Source organism: Mycobacterium sp. PTI7 (assembly GCF_056679845.1).
Genome location: NZ_CM155252.1, coordinates 2862991 through 2883092, shown reverse-complemented (window position 1 = coordinate 2883092; position 20102 = coordinate 2862991). Strand labels below are relative to the sequence as shown.

At 69.1% G+C, this 20102-nt stretch carries 20 protein-coding genes; 11 read left to right on the top strand and 9 right to left on the bottom strand.

Translation table 11 applies throughout. The features are described from left to right. The first annotated feature begins 15 nt into the window (after nucleotides 1-15). From AC1MEY_RS13810 to AC1MEY_RS13775, 8 genes are all read left to right on the top strand, one after another. The gene (locus AC1MEY_RS13810; RefSeq protein ID WP_480231474.1) at nucleotides 16-1194 is read left to right on the top strand and encodes an acyl-CoA dehydrogenase family protein; all 1179 of its coding nucleotides are present in this window, start codon (nucleotides 16-18) and stop codon (nucleotides 1192-1194) included. After that, nucleotides 1194-1961: an SDR family NAD(P)-dependent oxidoreductase gene (locus tag AC1MEY_RS13805; RefSeq protein ID WP_480231152.1), complete on the top strand. Its 768-nt coding sequence runs from the start codon at nucleotides 1194-1196 to the stop codon at nucleotides 1959-1961. Before AC1MEY_RS13810 ends, AC1MEY_RS13805 begins: the two co-directional genes overlap by 1 nt. Nucleotides 1962-2017: 56 nt before the next feature. Continuing rightward, on the top strand, nucleotides 2018-3199 hold the full coding sequence (locus AC1MEY_RS13800) for a CaiB/BaiF CoA transferase family protein (RefSeq protein ID WP_480231473.1): 1182 nt from the start codon (nucleotides 2018-2020) through the stop codon (nucleotides 3197-3199). 34 nt (nucleotides 3200-3233) lie between these two features. Next, complete coding sequence (locus AC1MEY_RS13795; protein ID WP_480231151.1) at nucleotides 3234-4013, top strand: enoyl-CoA hydratase/isomerase family protein; 780 nt, start codon at nucleotides 3234-3236, stop codon at nucleotides 4011-4013. 5 nt (nucleotides 4014-4018) lie between these two features. Next, nucleotides 4019-5164: a thiolase family protein gene (locus AC1MEY_RS13790; RefSeq protein WP_480231150.1), complete on the top strand. Its 1146-nt coding sequence runs from the start codon at nucleotides 4019-4021 to the stop codon at nucleotides 5162-5164. A 19-nt stretch (nucleotides 5165-5183) separates the two neighbouring features. After that, nucleotides 5184-6332: an acyl-CoA dehydrogenase family protein gene (locus AC1MEY_RS13785; RefSeq protein ID WP_480231149.1), complete on the top strand. Its 1149-nt coding sequence runs from the start codon at nucleotides 5184-5186 to the stop codon at nucleotides 6330-6332. Nucleotides 6333-6426: 94 nt separating this feature from the next. Then, entirely contained in the window at nucleotides 6427-7089 is a 663-nt protein-coding gene (locus AC1MEY_RS13780; RefSeq protein WP_480231148.1) for a TetR/AcrR family transcriptional regulator, read from the top strand. Further along, entirely contained in the window at nucleotides 7086-7592 is a 507-nt protein-coding gene (locus AC1MEY_RS13775; RefSeq protein ID WP_480231147.1) for a hypothetical protein, read from the top strand. The genes AC1MEY_RS13780 and AC1MEY_RS13775 overlap by 4 nt, the downstream gene beginning before the upstream one ends. Nucleotides 7593-7602: 10 nt before the next feature. Here AC1MEY_RS13775 and AC1MEY_RS13770 read toward each other — a convergent pair whose 3' ends face one another. Genes AC1MEY_RS13770 through AC1MEY_RS13755 form a run of 4 tightly spaced genes read right to left on the bottom strand, consistent with a single transcriptional unit; the run spans nucleotide 7603 to nucleotide 11496 of the window. Next, nucleotides 7603-8571 carry an NADPH:quinone oxidoreductase family protein gene (locus AC1MEY_RS13770; RefSeq protein WP_480231146.1) on the bottom strand — a complete coding sequence of 323 codons (969 nt, stop codon included), beginning with the start codon at nucleotides 8569-8571 and terminating at the stop codon, nucleotides 7603-7605. Further along, nucleotides 8571-9563 (bottom strand): phosphotransferase family protein, encoded by a 993-nt coding sequence (locus AC1MEY_RS13765; protein ID WP_480231472.1) that lies wholly within the window; start codon nucleotides 9561-9563, stop codon nucleotides 8571-8573. Before AC1MEY_RS13765 ends, AC1MEY_RS13770 begins: the two co-directional genes overlap by 1 nt. A gap of 38 nt (nucleotides 9564-9601) precedes the next feature. Beyond that, nucleotides 9602-10900, bottom strand: coding sequence for an acyl-CoA dehydrogenase family protein (locus AC1MEY_RS13760; RefSeq protein ID WP_480231145.1), 1299 nt, complete (start codon nucleotides 10898-10900; stop codon nucleotides 9602-9604). Between the two features lie 26 nt (nucleotides 10901-10926). Then, a complete protein-coding gene (locus tag AC1MEY_RS13755; protein ID WP_480231471.1) occupies nucleotides 10927-11496 on the bottom strand; it encodes a TetR/AcrR family transcriptional regulator in 570 nt (189 codons plus the stop codon). A gap of 169 nt (nucleotides 11497-11665) precedes the next feature. On the opposite strand from AC1MEY_RS13755, the gene AC1MEY_RS13750 reads away from it, so the two are divergent. After that, nucleotides 11666-11854: a hypothetical protein gene (locus AC1MEY_RS13750; protein WP_480231144.1), complete on the top strand. Its 189-nt coding sequence runs from the start codon at nucleotides 11666-11668 to the stop codon at nucleotides 11852-11854. Between the two features lie 10 nt (nucleotides 11855-11864). Here AC1MEY_RS13750 and AC1MEY_RS13745 read toward each other — a convergent pair whose 3' ends face one another. From AC1MEY_RS13745 to AC1MEY_RS13730, 4 genes are all read right to left on the bottom strand, one after another. Continuing rightward, nucleotides 11865-12653 (bottom strand): emopamil-binding protein, encoded by a 789-nt coding sequence (locus AC1MEY_RS13745; RefSeq protein WP_480231143.1) that lies wholly within the window; start codon nucleotides 12651-12653, stop codon nucleotides 11865-11867. A gap of 99 nt (nucleotides 12654-12752) precedes the next feature. Continuing rightward, the gene (locus AC1MEY_RS13740) at nucleotides 12753-14438 is read right to left on the bottom strand and encodes a nitric oxide reductase activation protein NorD (RefSeq protein WP_480231142.1); all 1686 of its coding nucleotides are present in this window, start codon (nucleotides 14436-14438) and stop codon (nucleotides 12753-12755) included. After that, nucleotides 14435-15244, bottom strand: a complete 810-nt coding sequence (locus AC1MEY_RS13735; RefSeq protein ID WP_480231141.1) for an AAA family ATPase — start codon at nucleotides 15242-15244, stop codon at nucleotides 14435-14437. The genes AC1MEY_RS13740 and AC1MEY_RS13735 overlap by 4 nt, the downstream gene beginning before the upstream one ends. Continuing rightward, nucleotides 15231-16409, bottom strand: coding sequence for a spirocyclase AveC family protein (locus AC1MEY_RS13730; protein WP_480231140.1), 1179 nt, complete (start codon nucleotides 16407-16409; stop codon nucleotides 15231-15233). Before AC1MEY_RS13730 ends, AC1MEY_RS13735 begins: the two co-directional genes overlap by 14 nt. Nucleotides 16410-16546: 137 nt before the next feature. On the opposite strand from AC1MEY_RS13730, the gene AC1MEY_RS13725 reads away from it, so the two are divergent. Further along, on the top strand, nucleotides 16547-17152 hold the full coding sequence (locus AC1MEY_RS13725; protein ID WP_480231139.1) for a TetR/AcrR family transcriptional regulator: 606 nt from the start codon (nucleotides 16547-16549) through the stop codon (nucleotides 17150-17152). 25 nt (nucleotides 17153-17177) lie between these two features. On the opposite strand, the gene AC1MEY_RS13720 is transcribed toward AC1MEY_RS13725, so the two are convergent. Next, entirely contained in the window at nucleotides 17178-18623 is a 1446-nt protein-coding gene (locus AC1MEY_RS13720; RefSeq protein WP_480231138.1) for an aldehyde dehydrogenase, read from the bottom strand. Between the two features lie 184 nt (nucleotides 18624-18807). Here AC1MEY_RS13720 and AC1MEY_RS13715 point away from each other — a divergent pair, with 184 nt between their 5' ends. Continuing rightward, nucleotides 18808-20085, top strand: coding sequence for an aromatic ring-hydroxylating oxygenase subunit alpha (locus tag AC1MEY_RS13715; protein ID WP_480231137.1), 1278 nt, complete (start codon nucleotides 18808-18810; stop codon nucleotides 20083-20085). Nucleotides 20086-20102 lie beyond the last annotated feature (17 nt).

Genomic DNA, 20102 nt, shown 5'->3' with positions numbered 1-20102 from the left:
ACCGTGTCCGGTGGCATGAGCTTCGAGTTGAGCGACGACCAGGAACTGATCCGAAAGTCGGTCGCCGAGTTGGCCGGCAGGTTCGACGATCACTACTGGATGGAGAAGGACCAGAACCACGAGTTCCCCCAGGAGTTCTATGACGCGATCGCGTCGGGCGGCTGGTTGGGAATGACCATCCCGGAGGAGTACGGCGGCCACGGGCTGGGCATCACCGAGGCCACGCTGCTCCTCGAGGAGGTCGCGCGCTCGGGCGCGGCGATGAACGGTGCGAGCGCCATCCACCTGTCGATCTTCGGCATGCAGCCCGTGGTCAAGCACGGGTCCGACGAACTGAAGGCAGCGACGCTGCCGCGCATCGTCGACGGCGACCTGCACGTGTGCTTCGGTGTCACCGAACCCGGTGCAGGACTGGACACCTCGCGGATCACGACGTTCGCCAAGCGCGAGGGCGACTCGTACCGCGTCAACGGCCGCAAGGTGTGGATCTCGAAGGCCGTCGAGTCCGAGAAGATCCTGCTGCTCACCCGTACCGAGTCGCCGGAGTCCCTGGCGGCGCGCGGCGCCAAGAAGACCGACGGGATGACGCTGTTCCTCACCGACATCGACCGCGACCACGTCGACGTGCGGCCGATCAAGAAGATGGGCCGCAACGCCGTCAGCTCCAACGAGGTGTTCATCGACGATCTGATCGTGCCGATCGAGGATCGGGTCGGCGAGGAGGGGGAGGGCTTCAAGTACATCCTCGACGGCCTCAACCCCGAGCGCATGCTGATCGCCGCCGAGGCGCTGGGCATCGGCCGGGTCGCCCTCGAGAAGGCCGTCAAGTACGGCAACGAGCGCGTCGTCTTCAACCGGCCCATCGGCATGAACCAGGGGCTGCAGTTCCCGCTCGCCGATTCACTGGCGCACCTCGACGCCGCAGAACTGGTGCTGCGCAAGGCGACCTGGCTCTACGACAACGGCAAGCCCTGCGGCCGTGAGGCCAACACCGCCAAGTACCTGTGCGCCGAGGCCGGATTCGGCGCCGCCGACCGGGCGCTGCAGCTCCACGGCGGCATGGGGTACTCCGAGGAGTATCACGTGTCGCGGTACTTCCGTGAGTCACGGCTGATGAAGATCGCGCCGGTGAGTCAGGAGATGATCCTGAACTTCCTGGGCGAGCACGTGCTCGGCATGCCGAGGAGCTACTGATGGGCACCGGCTACTTCGACCTGACCGCCCGCACCGCCATGGTGACCGGCGCCGGGGCCGGTGGCGGCATCGGTGCCGCCGTGGCCGCCGCGCTGGCGGACGCCGGTGCTGCCGTGCTCGTCACCGACATCGACGGTGACGCGGCCGCGGCGGTGGCCGAGGGGATCCGGGCCGGCGGCGGCACCGCCGACAGCGCCGCCCTCGACGTGGGCGACCGCGGTGCCGCGGACGCCGCCGCGGCGAAGGCCGCCGAACTCGGCGGCGGCGCCCTGCACATCCTGGTCAACAACGCGGGTGTCACTGCGCCGGCGATGTTCCCGAAGCTGACCGACGAGACCTTCCGCCTCACCTTCGACGTCCACGTGATGGGGACGTTCCACTGCACCCAGGCCGCACTGCCGTACATCCCCACCGACGGCACCGGCCGCATCATCAACGTGACGTCGGCCGCGGGGCTCACCGGGACGCTCGGTCAGGTCAACTACTCGGCGGCGAAGGCGGGCCTGATCGGCTTCACCAAGTCGCTGGCCCGCGAACTGGCCGCGAAGAACATCATGGTGAACGCCCTTGCGCCACTGGCCGCGACGCCGATGACCGAGACCATCCGCACGAACGAGAAGTTCGCGGCGAACATGATGAACCGCATCCCGCTGAAGCGCTGGGCCGGCCCCGCCGAGATCGCCGGCGCGTTCGTGTTCATGGCGTCGGACGCCGCGTCGTACGTCACCGGGCAGGTACTGCCGGTCGACGGCGGAATGGTGATGTGACGGCGCACGATCCGCAGCGTCGGGCCGCACCGCTGGCGGGGGTCACGATCGTCGCGATGGAGCAGGCCGTCGCCGCACCCATGTGCACGCGGGTCCTCGCCGACTTCGGCGCCCGCGTCATCAAGGTGGAGAACCCCAACGGCGGCGACTTCGCCCGCTCCTACGACGACGTCGTCAACGGGCCAGGGGGACTCGCGGCGCACTTCGTGTGGTGCAACCGCGGCAAGGAATCGGTCACGCTCAACACGAAGTCACCGGCCGGGATGGACGTCCTGCACCGGCTGCTCGACCGCGCCGACGCGTTCGTGTCGAACCTGGCGCCCGGGGCCACCGCGCGGCTGGGCCTCGCGCCCGCCGACCTCGCGACGCGGCATCCCGGCGTCATCCCCGTCGAGATCGACGGATACGGGCCCGGCGGTCCGATCTCGCACAAGCGCGCGTATGACCTGCTGGTGCAGGCGGAGTCGGGCTCCTGCGCCATCACCGGCTACCCCGGCATGCCGGCGAAACCGGGCCCCGCGATGGCGGACTTCACGACGGGGCTCTACGCGGCCATTTCCATCCTCGCGCTGCTGTTCGCCCGGGGCGGCAAGCCGGACGGCACGGCGGCGCCCTCGGTCGAACTCAGCCTGTTCGACGTGATGACCGACGTGATGGGCTACGCGCTCACCTACACCCAGCACTCGGGCGTCGATCAGCAGCCGCTCGGGGTGGGATCACCCGCCGTCGCTCCCTACGGCGCCTTTCCCACCCGCGACGGCCAGACCGTCGTGCTCGGCACCACCAACGACCGGGAGTGGCAGCGCGTCGCCCGCGAGATCATCGACCGCCCGGACCTCGCCGACGATCCCCGGTTCGCGACCAACGGCGACCGCTGTGCCCACCGTGACGTCCTCGACGAGGCGATCACCGCGTGGTGCGCCGACCACGACCTCGTCGACATCCAGGCCACCGCCGACGCGGCGGGGATCGGCAACTCCCGCTACAACCTGCCCAGCGAGGTCGTCGTGCACCCGCAGCTCACCGCACGGGACCGGTGGCGCACGATAGGCACGTCGGCAGGCGACATCCCGGCGCTGCGGCCCCCGCCGGTGATCAGCGACTTCACCCAGCCGATGGGTGCGGTACCCGGACTGGGCGAGCACACCGACGCGGTGCTGCGCGAATTCGGGCTCACCGACGAGGACGTGGCGCGGCTGCGTGCCGACGGCGTGATCGGCCCGGTCTACGGTGGCTGACTCCGGCTCCCTGCTGTGTGAGGATCGCGGCGGCGTGCGGACGCTGACGCTGAACCGGCCCGACCGCAAGAACGCCCTCGACGCCGGGCTCTGGGTGGCGCTGGCCGACGCGTTGCGCGATCTCAAGCGCGACCGCGACGTCCGCGCGCTGATCCTCACCGGGGCCGGTGGCGCGTTCTGCTCCGGTGCCGACATCTCGGTGCCCGAGGACGTGCATCCGCGCTACAAGCTCGACCGGTTGACCGACGTGGCGCTCGCACTGCACGAACTCGCCGTGCCGACGATCGCCAAGGTGACCGGCATCGCCGTCGGTGCCGGGTGGAACCTGGCACTGGGGTGCGACCTCGTCGTGGCGACGCCCGAGTCCAGGTTCTGTCAGATCTTCGCCAAGCGGGGCCTGTCGGTGGACCTCGGGGGATCCTGGTTGCTGCCGAAACTGGTTGGCCTGCAGCAGGCCAAGCGCCTGGTCCTGCTCGGTGACATGATCGGCGCCGAGGAGGCTCGCGCGCTGGGTCTGGTGACGTGGGTGGTGCCCGCCGACGGGATCGACGCCCACGTCGACGATCTGGCCGACCGGCTCGCCGCGGGCCCGCCGTTCGCGATGGCGCAGAGCAAGGCGCTGCTCAACGACGGCGCGGACGCCACGCTGCGGCAGGCGCTCGCCAACGAGGCCCGGGCGCAACCGGGTAACTTCGCGACGGCGGATTCCGCGGAGGCCTATGCCGCGTTCGCCGCCAGACGCGACCCGGAGTTCAACGGGCGGTGGGCGATCCGGCCCGCCGGCACCACGAACTCGGACGAAGGAACGGAGTAGGGGACATGCGGGAGACCGTCATCGTCGGAGCCGTGCGTACGCCGGTCGGCAAGCGCAACGGCGGGCTCGCCGACCAGCACGCCGCCGATCTGTCGGCCCTGGTGCTCAATGAACTGCTGGTGCGCACCGGTGTGGAGCCCGACGTGGTCGACGACGTGGTGTGGGGGTGTGTGTCGCAGGTGGGGGACCAGTCGAGCAACATCGGCCGGTACGCCGTACTGGCCGCGGGCTGGCCCGAGAGCATTCCGGGCACCACGGTGAACCGTGCCTGCGGATCCAGTCAGCAGGCGCTCGACTTCGCGGTGCAGGCCGTCATGTCAGGCCAGCAGGACGTCGTGGTGGCCGGCGGCGTCGAGGTCATGAGCCGCGTCCCGCTCGGCTCGGCACGCGCCACGGGCATGCCCTACGGCCCGAAGGCCCTTGCGCGGTATGACGGTTTCTCGTTCAACCAGGGCATCTCGGCGGAGATGATCGCGCAGCAGTGGAATCTGTCCCGGTCCCGTCTCGACGAGTACTCGGCCCGGTCCCACGAGCGGGCGGCCGCCGCCCAGGACGCCGGCGCCTTCGCCGACCAGATCCTGCCGGTGTTCACCGACGGGGGCGTAGTCGGCGAGGACGAGGGCATCCGCCGCGGCACGACGCCGGAGAAGCTTGCCGGCCTCAAGCCCGCGTTCACCGACGACGGCGTGATCCACGCGGGCAACTCGTCGCAGATCTCCGACGGCGCCGCCGCCCTGCTGGTCATGACCGCCGAGAACGCCGTCGCGCTGGGTCTGACGCCTCTGGCGCGCTACCGGGCGGGGGCGGTCACCGGTGCCGATCCGCGGCTGATGCTGACCGGCCCCATCCCCGCCACCGAGAAGGTGCTGCACAAGGCGGGCGTCGACCTGTCCGAGGTCGGCGTGTTCGAGGTCAACGAGGCCTTCGCCCCCGTGCCCCTGGCGTGGCTGGCCGACACCGGGGCCGACGAGGCGAAGCTCAACCCGCTCGGCGGTGCCATCGCCCTCGGCCACCCGCTGGGGGCGTCCGGTGCCGTGCTCATGACGCGGATGATCCATCACATGCGGGACAACGGCATTCGCTACGGCCTGCAGACCATGTGCGAGGGCGGCGGCACGGCCAACGCCACGCTCGTCGAACTCCTGCCCTGATCCGAAAGGAGGCGCCGCCGTGCGCCGAGACCTCTTCACCGACGACCACGAGGCGTTCCGCGAACTGGCCCGCGGCTTCGTCGAGAAGGAGGTCGTGCCCGACTACCCCGCGTGGGAGAAGGGCGGCCGCATGCCGCGGCAGGTCTTCGCGCGGATGGGTGCGCTCGGCATGCTCGGGATGGCGATCCCCGAGGAGTACGGCGGCGGCGGGATGCCCGACTACCGCTACAACGTGGTGCTGCAGGAGGAGTCGGCCCGCGCGCTGGTGACGCTGTCGACCGTGCGCACCCAGCTCGAGGTGATCCTGCCGTACTTCCTGCACTACGCGAACGACGAGCAACGCGCGCGGTGGTTCCCCGGGCTGGCGAGCGGCGAGCTGCTGACGGCGATCGCGATGACCGAGCCCGGCACCGGTTCGGACCTCGCCGGCATGCGCACCACCGCCGTCCGCGACGGCTCGGACTTCGTGGTGAACGGCGCCAAGACCTTCATCACCGGTGGCATGCAGGCCGATCTGGTGGTCGTGGTCGCCCGCACCTCGACGGACCCGGACAACCGCCGTCGCGGGCTGACCCTGCTGGTGGTCGAGGACGGCATGCCCGGCTTCACCCGGGGCCGCGAGCTGGAGAAGATGGGCTGCAAGGTGCAGGACACCGCCGAGCTGTCGTTCGTCGACGTCCGGGTTCCGGTCACCAACGTGCTCGGCGAGGTCGACGAGGCGTTCGGGTACCTGGGCCACAATCTGGCCCAGGAACGGCTCACGGTCGCGGTCGGATCGGTGGCGCAGGCGCGCTCGGCCATCGCGGCGACGATCGACTACACCAAGGACCGCAAGGCCTTCGGCACCCCGGTGGCGTCGTTCCAGAACACGAAGTTCGAACTCGCCGCCTGCTCCACCGACGTCGAGGCGGGCCAGGCGATGCTGGACCGGGCCGTCGCGCTGCACGTCGAGGGCGAACTGGCGGGCGCGGACGCCGCACGGGTGAAGCTGTTCTGCACCGAGATGCAGCAGCGGGTGATCGACCGATGCCTGCAGCTGTTCGGCGGCTACGGCTACATGATGGAGTACCCCATCGCCCGGCTGTACACCGATGCCCGGGTGGCGCGCATCTACGCAGGCACCAGCGAGGTCATGAAGGTGATGATCGCGAAGTCGCTCGGCCTCTAGTCACGGCCCGAGAAATTGGTTCGGTGAGACCCTTGTCACAGGCGGTCAACCTACCTACTGTGTGTTCAGTCGGTTGGTTGAACGAAGGGGTTCGGTGTCCGCTCCACAGGCAGGTGACGGGTCGTCGGTTCCCCGACCGTACGAGTCGCTGCTGGCCAAGGGCGAGGATCGCAAGGTCCGGATCCTCTCGGTCGCCGAACGGCTGCTGGCCCGCCACGGCTGGCGCAACACGTCGCTGGCGCAGATCGCGAAGGACGCGGGTGTCAGCCCCGCCGGTCTGCTGCACCACTTCGAATCCAAGGAGCAGCTGCTCAACGCCGTCCTGGACGCGCGCGACACCGACGACGATCTCCACGCCGACCGGTCCGGTGACCTGGTCACGGAGATCTGCCGGGTGGCCGAGCGATTCGACCGGGCGCCCGAACTCGTCGGCACGTTCACGGTGCTGCTCGTGGAGAACATCGCTCCCGACGCCCCGCTGCACGACCGGCTGCTGCAGCGGCAACAGGCCGCGGTCGACATCGTCGCCGAGCTGATCCGCAAGGGGCAGGCCGCCGGCCGCTACCGCACCGACTTCGACCCGGCCATCAAGGCCGTCGAGATTTTGGCGTTCGTCAATGGAATGGAGACCGCATGGCTGCTCGATCCTTCGATTCCCCTCAACGACGTGTTCAAGGGCTACGGCGAGGCGCTGGCCCGCGACTTCACGCCGCAGGAGGCCATGCAGAGCCGTCGGCTGACGCCGACTACGCCATGAGGTACCGACTCGACGTCGTGGCCGGCAGCGTCCCCGAGGTGGTCCAGTACGCCGGCGGGTGGCTCGTCGACCGCGTCATGGCCGGGTGGGACGTCACCGTCCTCATCTCCGGCGGTGGGGACCTGCGCCCACTGGAGATCCTCGGCGTCCAGGTCGCGGATCTCGAAGGGGCGCTGGAGATGTGGGCCGAGCGGCCGCATCCCCAGACGGTCGCTGTCTCGTCCTGCCTGTTCGGGTCGGACGCCCGGGTCCGCGAGGGCGTGCTCAACGCCCTCGACCAGGGCATGACCGAGGTGACGCTGTGGGGTGAGCAGTGGCCCGCCGAACTCGACACGGTCGGCTCCGTCGAACATCGCCTCAGCGCGGCGGCGCGCGCGTTCAAGGCCCAGGCGCTCGCAGCCGCCGACATCACCGACTCGGTGGCCGTCGATCGTGCCGAGACGTTCCTGTGCGGTGTCATGGCGTGTCCGTCGGTGGCGGCAGATCTGGTTCCCGCCAGCTGAGTTCGCGGCGTCAGCGGCGCAGATCGATCAGCACCTTGCCGATCGCCCGGCCCTCGGCGACGTGCCGGAGGGCGGCCACGGCGTCCGTCAGCGGGTAGGTCGCGCCGACGTGGGGCGTCACGCGTCCGGTCGCGAGCAGGTCGCTCAGTTCGCGCTCGTTGCGGGCGAACTCGTCGGCGGACACGTCCTGGAACTGGAACCCCACCACGGCGATTCCCTTGACCAGGACGAGGTTCAGGGGGATGCGCGGGATCACGCCCGAGGCGTACCCCACGGTGACGAAGCGGCCGCCGCGTCGCAGCGAGCGCAGCGCGGGCTCCGACAGCGCACCCCCCACCGGGTCGAGCACGGCGGAGCTGCCGTCGGGCAGTGCGTCGCGAAGCGCCGCGCGCAGGTCGACGCCCCGGTGGTCGACGAGGTGCGTGGCCCCGTACGACCGTGCGGCGTCCAACTTCTCGGCCGACGACGCCACCGCGGTGACCGTCGCCCCGAGCGCGACGCCGAGCTGGACGGCGGCCAGGCCGACACCGCCACCCGCCCCGAGGACCACCAGGTCGTCGCCGGGACCGATCCTGGCGACCGACCGCAGCGCGTGGTGGGCGGTGCGGTGGCCGACGCCGCCGGCTGCCGCACGGGCGGCGTCGATGCCGTCGGGGATGCGGGCGAGGGCGGCCGCGGGAGCGGCGACCAGCTCGGCGAACGCACCGACCATGCCGGTGCCCGTGACGCGGTCGCCCACGGCGAGAGACCCCGTGTCACCCCGTGTCTCGACGACCACCCCGGCGTACTCGCTGCCCGGGACGAACGGCGGCGGCACCGTCACCTGGTACGCGCCGGCGATCAGCAGGACGTCGGGGAAGTTCACCGCGGCCACGTCGACGCGCACCAGCGCCTCGCCGTCGGCGGGCGTCGGTGGAGGCACCTCCGAGATCCGCACGACGTCGGGCGACCCGTGGGCCGGGCATACCGCGGCGCGCATCACCCGGTGTAGTCGGTGGACTCGGCCAGCTCGGCCGCCGACGCCATCAGATCGGTGACGACCGGGCCGAAGGCGAGCAGTTTCTCGTCGTCGCCCGCTCGCTGGAAGCCCTGCTCCAGCACGATCGCCAGCTTCCACTTGGCCAGCACCAGGTAGTAGTCGAGGTCGTCCACCTGCCGTCCGGACACCTCGGCGTAGTGCGCGACCACCCGGTCGCGGCTGGGCATCCCACGCATGTCGACGTAGTTCATGTCGCCGGGCTCGGGCGCGTCGCAGTCCGTCGGCCAGCTCTGCACCATCCACGCGAGGTCGAGCTTGGGATCACCGACGGTGCCCATCTCCCAGTCGACGAGCGCTGCGAGACGGGCGGGTGCGCCGTGCCGGTACATCACGTTCGCGAACTGGTAGTCACCGTGCATGAGACCCGGGACGAAGTCGAGCGGCTGATGGGCCTTGAGCCAGTCCGTCGCCACCTCCAGGCCGGGCAGGTCGCGTGCCCTGATCCGCTCGAGGAAGCCGGTCCACCGGTCGACCTGCCGTTCGTGGAAGCCGTCCGGGCGGCCCAGGTCGTGCAGGCCCCTGGCCCGCCAGTCCACCCGCGACAGCAGCGCGATGCCCTCGGCCAGTTGGTAACTCAACCCGGCCCGGGCCTCGAGGTCGTGGTCGAAGGGCGCCGGCCACCGGCCTGGCTCGTCCATGGGCGACCAGCCGTCGACGAAGCCCATCAGGTAGAACGTGCGCCCCAGGACGCCGGCGTCGTCGCACACCGCGATCGCCGCGGTGTGCGGCACGTCTGAGCCGTCGAGCGCCTCGATGATGCGCCACTCGCGCAGGATCCCCCTGTCCCGGTCCGGCGGCGCGCCGGGCGGTGGCATCCGGATGACGCACTTCTGGTCGCCGCGGGTGAGTTCGTAGATCACGTTCTGGGTGCCGCCGGACAGGAAGCGGGCCGTCAGCGGTTCGCCCGCGCCGGGGAGACCGGCGTCGTCCATCCACGCGGCCAACCGGGTGACGTCGATGGCCGGATCGCTCACAGTTCGGCCGCCGCGAGGTCGAGGAACTCCGCGAAGCGCTGTCGGGCCTCGTCGCGCTTGCGGGGCAGCCACTCCGAGGGCCACACGTCGTCGGTGGCACGGTAGTCGCGCAGCACCTGCTTGGCGACGGTCGTCTTGTGCACCTCGGTGGGACCGTCGGCCAGTCCCATCACCGCGGCGCCGGTGACCATGGCGAGGAACGGCATCTCGTTGGTGACCCCGAGTGCGCCGTGTACCTGCATGGCGCGCCAGGCGATGTCGTGCAGCACCGTCGGCATGACGACCTTGACCGCCGCGATGTCCTTGCGGACCCGCTTGTAGTCGTTGAATTCGTCGATCTCCCAGGCGGTGTAGAGCACCAGGAGGCGGAACTGCTTGAGTTGGGCGTAGGAGTCGGCGACATAGCCCTGCACCACCTGTTTGTCGGACAGCAGGCTGCCCGCGGTCGTCCGGCTCAGCGCTCGCTCGCACATCATGTCGATCGCCCTCTGCGCCAACCCGATGGTCCGCATCGCGTGGTGGATGCGACCACCTCCGAGGCGTGTCTGGGCGATCGCGAAGGCCTGCCCCTCACCGCCCAGCAGCGCTGCGTCGGGTACGCGCACGTCCTCGTAGTGGATCAGCGCGTGGCTGCCTTCGCCCTCGGCCTCGCCGTAGAGGCCGCTGTTGCGCACGATGTGCACGCCCGGGGTGTCGGTCGGCAGCAGGAACATCGACATGCCCTGGTACGGGCTGACGTCGGGGTTGGTGACGACCATGACGATCAGGAACGACGCGGTACTGGCATTGGACGAGAAGTACTTCCAACCGTTGATCACCCAGTCGTCGCCGTCGCGGACCGCGCGGGTGGTGAACTGCGTGGGGTCGGCGCCGCCCTGCGGCTCGGTCATCGAATAGCTGGAGAACAGCTCGCCCTCGAGCAGCGGCCGCAGGTAGCGGTCCTTCTGGTCGGGCGTGCCGTAGTGCGCGATGATCTCCGCGTTGCCGGTGTCGGGAGCCTGACAGCCGAACACGATCGGCGCCCACTGCGAGCGGCCCAGGATCTCGTTGAGCAGCGCCAGCTTCAGCTGGCCGTAGCCCTGACCGCCCAGTTCGGGACCGAGATGCGTTGCCCAGAGCCCCTTCTCGCGGACCCGCTCCTTCAGCGGGTCGACGACCCTGCGTCTCGCCTCGTCGAGCGGCGTGAACTGCAGGTGTGGCCAGATGAGGTCGAGCGGCTCGATCTCGGTGCGCACGAAGTCATCGGCCCAGTCCAGCAGTTCCTGGTACTCGGGGTCGGTCTCGAAGTCCCACACGGTGCCTCCTCGGCGGTGGTCGGGGTCTAACGACGGCGCGTGTAGCCGTCGACGAGCGTGACGATGTCCGCGGTGACGACATCGGTGAACGAGCGTGTTCCGAAAGCGCCCGCGGCCCAGTGCCGTGCGCCTTCGCTGACCATCGTCTGGGCGAGATAGGCGAGGTGGGTCACGTCGGCGTCGGTCGCGGTGCCCAGCTTGCCGTCGCTCGCGGCGCGGGTGAAGAGTTCGCTGAACATGTCGGTGTCCTGGCCGAGTCGGACGCCCTCGGCGAGCAGTCGGTGTTCGTGGCGGTACCCCTCGAGAATGGTCTCGACGATCAGCTCGCGCGGATTGCGGGCCATCGACGTCTCGAACGACCGCAGTGCGGCGGCGATCACCGCGTCGATCTCGTAATCCCCGTCGAGCAGTGCGTGGATGGTGCGGTGCGCCGTCCGGGTCGACATGACGCCGACCTCGAAGAGCACGTCCTCCTTGCGGGGGAAGTAGAAGTAGAACAGCGCCTTCGACACGCCGGCCGCCGTGCAGATCTCCGCGACCGTGGTGTGGGAGTACCCCTTGGTGCGCCACAGTGCCATCGCGGCCTGCACCAGCATCCGCTTGGTCTTGTGCGACTTGGCTCGCTGGAACGTCGCACGGCGCTGACCCCGGTCAGCACCGGGTTCGCGCCGAGACGTGGTCACACCGAGACCATAACCCGATTTCACGAAGCTGACCAGAGTCCAACTAACTCTCCGGTCGGCAACCGGCGGCAGACTGGGAGGCATGACGACGGCACTGCGCGCGGCGGCACTGGCGTTCGGTCTCCTCGCCCTGACCGCGGGTGGGTTGCAGCTGTGGGCCCATGCGGCCGGCGGCGGCGTCCGCCACCTGGTGCTCGGGATCTTCGCGACGGCGGTGGGAGTCAGCGTGTTCGCCGCCGTCGTGTCCGAGGTACGCGCCCGCCGGCGGTGAGTGCGGTGCGCTAGGCGACGGGTGGCCTCGGCGCCGCGTCACGCGTGCCGGCCCGCCGGGTCAGGTGGTCGATCTGCAGGTAGGTGGCGTACAGCACCAACGGCGGCAGGACGATGAACGGGACGTTCTCGGCGATGAACTTGAACCCGAGCCCGAAGGCGCCCTGGCCGATGTCGGCGAATCCCGCTCCCACCTCCGAGAGGAAGTAGACAGCGGTGCTGCTCATCAGCACCGCGACACCGGCGAAAGTCACCCACAGGCAACGTATCCGCGACTCGATCGGCAATTCCGGACGGATCAATCGCGTCCACATGACGAACACCGTGGCGCCGGTCAGCACGCCGACGATCTCCAGCGCGAAGATCCACGGATTGCCGCTGACGTACCGGGTGTCGGCCAATCCGTACTGCCACCACAGCCACTTCCAGCCGGGATCGGTCGTCGGCGCCCAGAGGCCGAGCGGGTGCCCGATGAGGAACATCAGCTCGTAGCCGATCTGGCTGCCCGCCGTGTACGGCAGGTAGAAGAGCGTCAGTTCGGCCGCCCTGTCCAGGCGGGTCCGCCGCTCGCCGGGTGCGTCCCACAGGATCACCAGGGGGAGTAGCAGTACCGGAACGCCGAAGATCAGGTTGACGATCACGTCGGTGGTGAACGTCGGGGGGATGAGATCGATCTGGACGCCGATCGTCATCAACAGGAAGACCGCGAAGGTGAACAGGCCGGTGTACAGGTAGATGCGCCCGCGGTGCGGTGCGACCGGTCGGGCGAAGTTCGTCTCGGGCTGCTCCACCGTCGTCATCGACGTCCACCTTTGCGGTTGAGAATGGCAATCTCACCTACTTGCCACTTGGCAGCATATCGACGGCACCCCGTCTGGGGAACCGTATGGCTCGAGCTGTCAGCGTCGCCCACGAGGCGCGGCGAGTTCGTGCAGTGACGACAGGAAGAGTTCATCCATCCGCGGGCTGAGTTCGGCGAGCGTGGCGGCGTGGGCATGACTCGCCGGGCCGAAGACTCGTCGCAGCGAATCTCCATCGGTGGCGGCGCCGATCGACAGACACAGGCATCCCATGCCGTCTGCCCGAAGTTCCTCGAGGGCCATGCGGACGTCGGCCTCTGCATACCGACCCTCGTAGCCGTCGTCGTAGGGATGACCGTCCGAGAGTACGAGCAGGAGTCGATTGGGGGTTCCGGAGTCGCGCTGCAGGATTGCGGCCGCGCCGCGGATGCCCGCACCCAGGCGCGTGTATCCCGCCGGTCGTAGTCGATCGAGGCGGGCCCGGCTCTGCGCTCCGAAGCGCTGCCCGAACGTCTTGACGGTGGGCAGATGCACCGCGTCGCGGCCGTGCGAGCGGAACCCGTACACCGCGACGCGGTCGCCGAGTTCGTCGAGTGTCGCGGCGAGCGTGGCTGCGGCGCGGCGTTGATGTTCGTGGACGGCGAGACCCTCGGGGTGGGCGTCGGTCGCCGATCCCGATGCGTCGAGAAGTATGAGCACGCCCAGATTCCGGGCGATCTTGCGGCGTTCCGTGTAGACGTGCTCGTCGGGGGAGTGTCCCGATCTCAGATCCACGAAGAGGTCTATCAGCGCCTCGGTGTCCAGATCGTCCCCGTCGGGCCGGGCACGCAATGCCCTGAGGCCGAGACCCACCCGCGAGAGTCTCTGCCGCAGCACCGCGTCGCGGGGCACGCCGGCACACGGGACGTCCGCACCGGTGACGATCGGGAAGTCGACGACCCGGCACCAATCCTCGCGGTAGCGGCTGCCGTACACGTCCCACTCCGGGTAGCGGGCGCCGCCGACCCCGACGGCGCTGCCGGCCCGCCCGTCACCGGTGAACACGATGGGGGTGGGCGACGGCCGTGCGGCCCCGCTGGTCGTCGACGAGCGACGGATCGAGCCGAGCCCCGACTCGCCGCCGGCGCCGTCGCCTCCCTGGGCGCGGGAGCTGCCGAACAGTGCGCGCAGGAATCGCGCCGGTGCCTGCGCACCGACCGGGAGTTCGAAGAGTCGCAGGATGCGGCTCTTCTCGGACGGTTCGTCGTCCTCGTCGCCGTCGTCCGTCTCGGCTGCGTCGGCGGGGTCGAACGTCAGCGCGAGGCCTCCGTCGCCGGCGGCGGAGTTCGTGGGCGTCGGTGCACGCATCAACATCGACGGGCGGATCGTGCCGAACCAGTCCGGCGCGGCGGCGATCGCCGTTCTGCCCCCGGCGATGTCGAGGGACTCCTCGGCGCTCGAGGATCGGGCGGCCGTCCGACACGCAGCGGCTGCCAGGGGGATCCGCTGCGCGAGTTCGGCCAGCACGCGGTGGCCCTCCAGTGTCAGATAGCGTCGCGCCACCGACGGCCGTCCCCGCAGGTGCCGCACGTGCTGACGATCGAAGCTGCCCGCGCCCAGCAGGGCGCTCTGCACCAGGACCTCGTGACGCTGGTGATCGATGGTGTGGTCCGCCGAGACGAACACCACCCGTCCGTCGGTGTGGGCGGCCTGACCGACCGCCGCTGCCGCGACGTCCAGATGCCGCCCCGCGAGAAAGCTCGCGAGGAATCGAAGCCGTTCCGGCGCAGCGGGATCGGAGTTCACGGTCGTGGCAGGACCGCATCGGCCAGCTCGCCGAGGGCGCGGATCACGTCGTCGTCGTCGGACAGCACCTCCACGACGGCGGACTGGACCGCGTCCCGCAGGGCGAGTCCCTCGGCGACGAGGCCGCCCGCGAGGATCAGCATGCGCGTCGATGCGACCTCGTTGAGTGCCGACCCGTCCAGGTCGCGGATGGCAGCGCCCAGCGCGACCAGCGATCTCGCGGTCGGCTCGGGTATGCCGGCCTCGTGGGCCACCACGTCGGTCTCGACGTCGGCGGTGGGGAAGCCGAGCGTGATCGCGATGAACCGCTGACGCGTCGACTCCTTGAGGTTCTTGAGGATGCTCTGATAGCCGGGGTTGTAGGAGACCACGAGCTGAAAGCCCGGCGCCGCAGACAGAGTCGTGCCCAACCTGTCCATCGGGAGTTCACGGCGGTGGTCTGCGAGCGGGTGGATGACGACCGTCGTGTCCTGGCGGGCTTCGACGATCTCGTCGAGATAGCAGATGGCGCCCTCCCGCACGGCCCGGGTCAGCGGACCGTCGGCCCAGAGTGTCTCGCCGCCCTTGAGCAGGAAACGGCCGACGAGGTCGGCCGAGGTCATGTCCTCGTGGCCGGCCACGGTGATCAGGTCGCGTCCGAGTTCGTGGGCCATGGCCTCGACGAAGCGCGTCTTACCGCACCCGGTGGGCCCCTTGAGCAGTACCGGTGACCCCCGCCGCGCCGCCGCCCGGAAGGTCTCGACCTCCCTGCTCACGGTGCGGTAGAAGGGTGCCGGCGAACCCGGTCCGGTGCTACTGCCCGTCATCGCTGCCCGGGCGTTGGATCGGGACCACCGGTGGCACGCTCGCCCCGTCTGGCAGCACCAGTTCACCGTCGTGGTCGACGAAGCCCGAGTGCTTGGTCGGGAGTGGCAGAACGGGATCCGGGCACGGTCGGTCGGTTCCCTCGCCGCAGATGCCTGGGTTGAAGTACGAGCGCTCCTGCACGTCAGCCGGCCACGGGTCGCCGTGCATCCCGAGCCAGGTCGCGGGCACGTTGTAGAAGAGGAAGAAGCAGGCGCTCACACCGCCGAAGATCGCGAGGAAGCGGACGAACTGCTGCTTGACGGCCCCGCCGCGCACCCGGTCCAGGCCTCGCTCGACCACGGTCCGTCCGCGGTCGTCGGTGAAGAAGCGCAGGCAGCACAGCGCCGCCTGGACGCCACCCCACATCAGGCCCTCGTAGATCGGCCACTGGTAGTACGTGCCGGCGTTGAACGACAGGGACTGGATGGCGCCGGGGTAGGAGTAGAAGCCGATCGGCAGCATGACCAACGCCTCCATGACGAAGTCGAACACGAAGGCGATCGCATACGTGACCAGCACCAGTCGCAGATTGCTGATCGTGGGCCAACGGTTCTTGATCCTGCGCATGAGCCAGCACCCGACGATGGTGATGAGGAGGACGCCGTACATGTAGCCGGGGATGTTGGTCAGCAGCGGTTCCGGCACGGTGTGACCCGGTTCCTCGTGGGCCACCCAGCCCGGGATGTGCGGCGCCCACGACCCGCGGTTCCACAGCCACGCGTTGTAGGTGCACCAGGTGCTGTAGTAGTTCAGCATCGGATCCTGGAACATCATCAGGCCCATCGACACCAGCAGCATGCCGTCGAGCGTGATGCGCTTCTCCCGCAGCCACGGCCGGACGAGGAAGAACCACAGTGCGAACGGCAGGCCGATCCACAGGATGACGGCGTTGGCGATCAGCGGGATCTGCATGTACATCGGCGGCTCGCTCGGTCCACCATCGACCGGTTCGAAGAAGGGGCCGCTGACCCACCGGACGAACACGTAGACCGTGTACGCCAGGAACACGGCGCCGACCGTCGCCCAGGCCTTGTAGGCACCCGACGACGGCGACTTCTCGATGCCCAGGCCGCTTGTCGCGCCTGCCGATTCGGTGACGGCGGACTTCTTGCGCAGCTGACTCATGATCCGATTCCCCTCGGTGATCCTGGAGGCGGACGCCCGCCGCGAAACCGGCTCGTGGGCGTCCTAACGGGACTGAATATACTCATGAGTATCTCGGCTGCCAACGGGTATCTCAGAATCTGTGACAGACTTTCGCCATGGTGGAGCGGTGGACCCGCGAGCGGCGGCTCGAACACACCCGCGCGCTGTTGCTCGACGCCGCCGAGGACGTCTTCGCCGAAAGGGGTTTCACCCCAGCCACGCTGGATGACATCGCGCACGCCGCCGGCTACACCAAGGGCGCCATCTACAAGCACTTCGCGACCAAGGAAGAGCTGTTCCTGGCGGTCAGCGATCGCTACTGGCGGCGCTATTTCGACAACTTCGCCGAGGTGCTGTCGGGTTCGAACCGCGTCGGTGGACGCGAATTGGACGAGATCGCCGAGCGCTGGCGCCAGTTGAGCATCGATCGCGGCGCCGAGCATGCCGCACTGGGACTCGAGTTCACGTTGTATCTGGTCCGCAACCCGGAGGCGCGGGAACGCGTGGCCGCCAAGCGCTCCGAAGTCGTCGAGGCCTTGGCGACGTTCATCGTCGACGGCATCGCGGCGATGGGAGGCAGTCTGCGGATACCACCACTGACCTTCGCGCGGGCGCTGGTCGCCACCAGTGACTCGGTCGTCCTCGGAAGTCAACTCGACGACGTGGACCTGTTCAGGCCGATGGTGGAGATGTACCTGTCGGCGATCACGCTGCCCGACTGACTCGCCGACCGTCGACGGCCCGGAGTCAGCGGGGCGCCACCGCGATCGACTTGGTGTCGGTGTACCCGTCGATGCCCTCGCGGCCGAGTTCTCGGCCGTAGCCGCTGGACTTCACGCCGCCGAACGGTGCAAAGGGATCCATGGTGTAGCCCTGGTTCACGCCGAACGTACCGGTGCGGATGCGTTGCGCGACAACGAGTCCGCGGTCGATGTCGGCGGTGAACACCGAGCCCGCCAGGCCGTAGTCGGAGTCGTTGGCGATGGCCACGGCGTCGTCCTCGTCCGCGTACGGGATGACGGTGAGCACCGGTCCGAAGATCTCCTCGCGGGCGATGCGCATGGAGTTGTCGGCGTCCGCGAACAGCGTCGGACGGACGTACCATCCGCGGTCGACGCCGTCGGGCATCTCGGTGCCGCCCACCACCAGGCGTGCGCCTTCGCGAAGGCCGACGTCGATGTACTCGCGGACCCGTGCCTGCTGGCGCCGTGCGACGAGCGGACCGACCTGTGTCGCCTCGTCCCAGGGATCGCCGACGGTGAGGCCGCCGACTTCCGCCGCGAGCGCGTCGACGAACTCGTCGGCCCGACCGGCGGGCACCAGCACCCGCGTCAGGGCGTTGCAGATCTGTCCAGCGTTCGACAGGCTGGCCGACCGGATGCCGGTCGCCACGGTCGCGGGGTCCGCGTCGTCGAGGACGATGGCCGCGGACTTGCCGCCCAGTTCGAGGCTGACGCGGCGGAGGTCGACGGCGCACGCCGCGGCGACGGCCCTGCCCGCGTCGGTCGACCCCGTGAACGACACCTTGTCCACCCCGGGGTGATTCACCAGGTATTCGCTGAGTTCGCGACCGCCGGGAAGCACGCTGACCACCCCGGGCGGCAGATCCGCCTCGGCGAGGAGATCCGCCAGGAGCAGTGCGTCGAACGGCGTCTCCGGGGCGGGCTTCACGATCACCGAGCATCCGGCCAACAGTGCGGGCACCAATTTGGTGATGATCAGGAACTGCGGCATGTTCCACGGCACGACGGCCGCGGCGACGCCGACGGGCTCGCGATGAACGTGGACGTCGGAGCCGTACCGCCCCGGGCGTACCTCCTGCCACGGGTAGGTTTCGGCCAGGTCGCAGAACGCGGTGATCATGCTCCATGGCAGGGCGACCTGCGCGCGCCGGGCGAAGCCGATCGGGGCGCCCAGTTCGGTGGTGATGAATTCGGCCATCTCCGTGCGACGTTCGCCGTAGACCGTGGCCAGCCGGCGGACGGCGGCGATGCGCTCTCCCGGGTCCAGTCTCGGCCACGGCCCGTCGTCGAAGGCGGTCCGGGCGGCGGCCACCGCGGCATCGACGTCCGCCGGGGCCGCGGCGGCCACCCGCCCCACGGGGGTCTCGGTGGACGGTGACGTCACCTCGATGTGGGCATCGGTATCGGGTACCACCCACGTGCCGCCGATGAAGAGCCTGTCCTGATGCAACCGACGATTCCCTTCGTGCCACGGTGCGGATTATCAACTACTTGTCATTGATGTTCGGAGCATATACCGTCGTCGGCGCGGGTTCACGCCGATGCTCGAAATGCCCGCTGGCATTGCTGATTGCGCATCGGTCTGACGTAGACCCTGCACGAGGACGTGCAGCCCGAGTCGACAGGAGATGGCCATGCCTCGCTTCCCGAAACCGGCGGAGGGCAGCTGGACCGAGCACTATCCGCAGCTGGGCACCGCTCCGGTGTCCTACGAGGACTCCATCGACCCCGAGCACTACGAGATCGAACGTCGGGCGGTGTTCAAGCGTGCCTGGCTGAACGTCGGTCGCGTGGAACGGATCCCGCGGAAGGGGAGCTACTTCACCCGCGAACTCAAGGTGGCCAACACGTCGATCATCGTGGTGCGCACCGGGTCCGGCACCGGCACCGGCGAGATCAAGGCGTACCACAACATCTGCAGACATCGCGGCAACAAGCTGGTGTGGAACGACATGCCGCTGGAGGAGACCAGCGGTGTGTGTCGGCAGTTCACCTGCAAGTACCACGCGTGGCGCTACGACCTGGACGGCAACTTGACCTTCGTGCAGCAGGAGGGAGAGTTCTTCGACCTGGACAAGAGTCAGTACGGCCTGGTCGGCGTGCACTGCGAGGTGTGGGAGGGCTTCATCTTCGTCAACTTCGCGCCGGAACCCGAGCAGACGCTGCGCGACTTCCTCGGCCCCATGATCACGAATCTGGAGGGCTACCCGTTCGGGCAGATGACGTCGCGGTGGCACTACCAGTCCGAGGTCAAGGCCAACTGGAAGCTCTACATGGACGCCTTCCAGGAGTTCTATCACGCGCCCGTACTGCATGCGAACCAGTCGCCGACGGCCTACTCGAGGGCGGCCGCGGAGGCGGGATTCGAGGCGCCGCACTACCGCATCGAGGGCCCACACCGGCTGGTCAGCACCTCCGGTGTCCGCGCCTGGGAGATGGCCGAAGAGATGCGCAAGCCGATCGAGGACATCTGCCGAAGTGGTCTGTTCGGGCCGTGGGAGAATCCGGACATCGGGGAGATGCCCGTGGGCTTGAATCCCGCCAAATGCGATCCGTGGGGCCTGGATTCGTTCCAGTTGTTCCCGAACTTCGTCATCCTGTTCTGGGGCCAGGGCTGGTACCTGACCTATCACTACTGGCCGACGTCCTACAACACCCACGTGTTCGAGGGGACGGTCTACTTTCCGGAACCCCGCACCCCACGGGAGCGCATCGCGCAGGAGTTGGCGGCGGTCTCGTTCAAGGAATACGGGTTGCAGGATGCGAACACCCTCGAGGCCACGCAGAGCATGATCGAGTCGCGCGTGCTCGACGACTTCGTGCTGTGCGATCAGGAGGTGCTGATCCGGCACCTGCACCAGGAGACGGCCGCCTGGGTCGAGGACTACCTCGGCAAGACCGCGGAGGTGTGACGTGACGACGGCGACGA

Bases quoted from the DNA above. Each gene is read 5' to 3' on its own strand.
- AC1MEY_RS13750 (WP_480231144.1), top strand. From the start codon at position 11,666: ATGACGACGGCACTGCGCGCGGCGGCACTGGCGTTCGGTCTCCTCGCC.
- AC1MEY_RS13735 (WP_480231141.1), bottom strand. From the start codon at position 15,244: ATGACGGGCAGTAGCACCGGACCGGGTTCGCCGGCACCCTTCTACCGC.
- AC1MEY_RS13725 (WP_480231139.1), top strand. From the start codon at position 16,547: ATGGTGGAGCGGTGGACCCGCGAGCGGCGGCTCGAACACACCCGCGCG.
- AC1MEY_RS13775 (WP_480231147.1), top strand. From the start codon at position 7,086: ATGAGGTACCGACTCGACGTCGTGGCCGGCAGCGTCCCCGAGGTGGTC.
- AC1MEY_RS13755 (WP_480231471.1), bottom strand. From the start codon at position 11,496: ATGCTGGTGCAGGCCGCGATGGCACTGTGGCGCACCAAGGGGTACTCC.
- AC1MEY_RS13790 (WP_480231150.1), top strand. From the start codon at position 4,019: ATGCGGGAGACCGTCATCGTCGGAGCCGTGCGTACGCCGGTCGGCAAG.
- AC1MEY_RS13810 (WP_480231474.1), top strand. From the start codon at position 16: ATGAGCTTCGAGTTGAGCGACGACCAGGAACTGATCCGAAAGTCGGTC.
- AC1MEY_RS13800 (WP_480231473.1), top strand. From the start codon at position 2,018: ATGGAGCAGGCCGTCGCCGCACCCATGTGCACGCGGGTCCTCGCCGAC.
- AC1MEY_RS13745 (WP_480231143.1), bottom strand. From the start codon at position 12,653: ATGACGACGGTGGAGCAGCCCGAGACGAACTTCGCCCGACCGGTCGCA.
- AC1MEY_RS13770 (WP_480231146.1), bottom strand. From the start codon at position 8,571: ATGCGCGCCGCGGTATGCCCGGCCCACGGGTCGCCCGACGTCGTGCGG.
- AC1MEY_RS13715 (WP_480231137.1), top strand. From the start codon at position 18,808: ATGCCTCGCTTCCCGAAACCGGCGGAGGGCAGCTGGACCGAGCACTAT.
- AC1MEY_RS13765 (WP_480231472.1), bottom strand. From the start codon at position 9,563: ATGGACGACGCCGGTCTCCCCGGCGCGGGCGAACCGCTGACGGCCCGC.
- AC1MEY_RS13730 (WP_480231140.1), bottom strand. From the start codon at position 16,409: ATGAGTCAGCTGCGCAAGAAGTCCGCCGTCACCGAATCGGCAGGCGCG.
- AC1MEY_RS13805 (WP_480231152.1), top strand. From the start codon at position 1,194: ATGGGCACCGGCTACTTCGACCTGACCGCCCGCACCGCCATGGTGACC.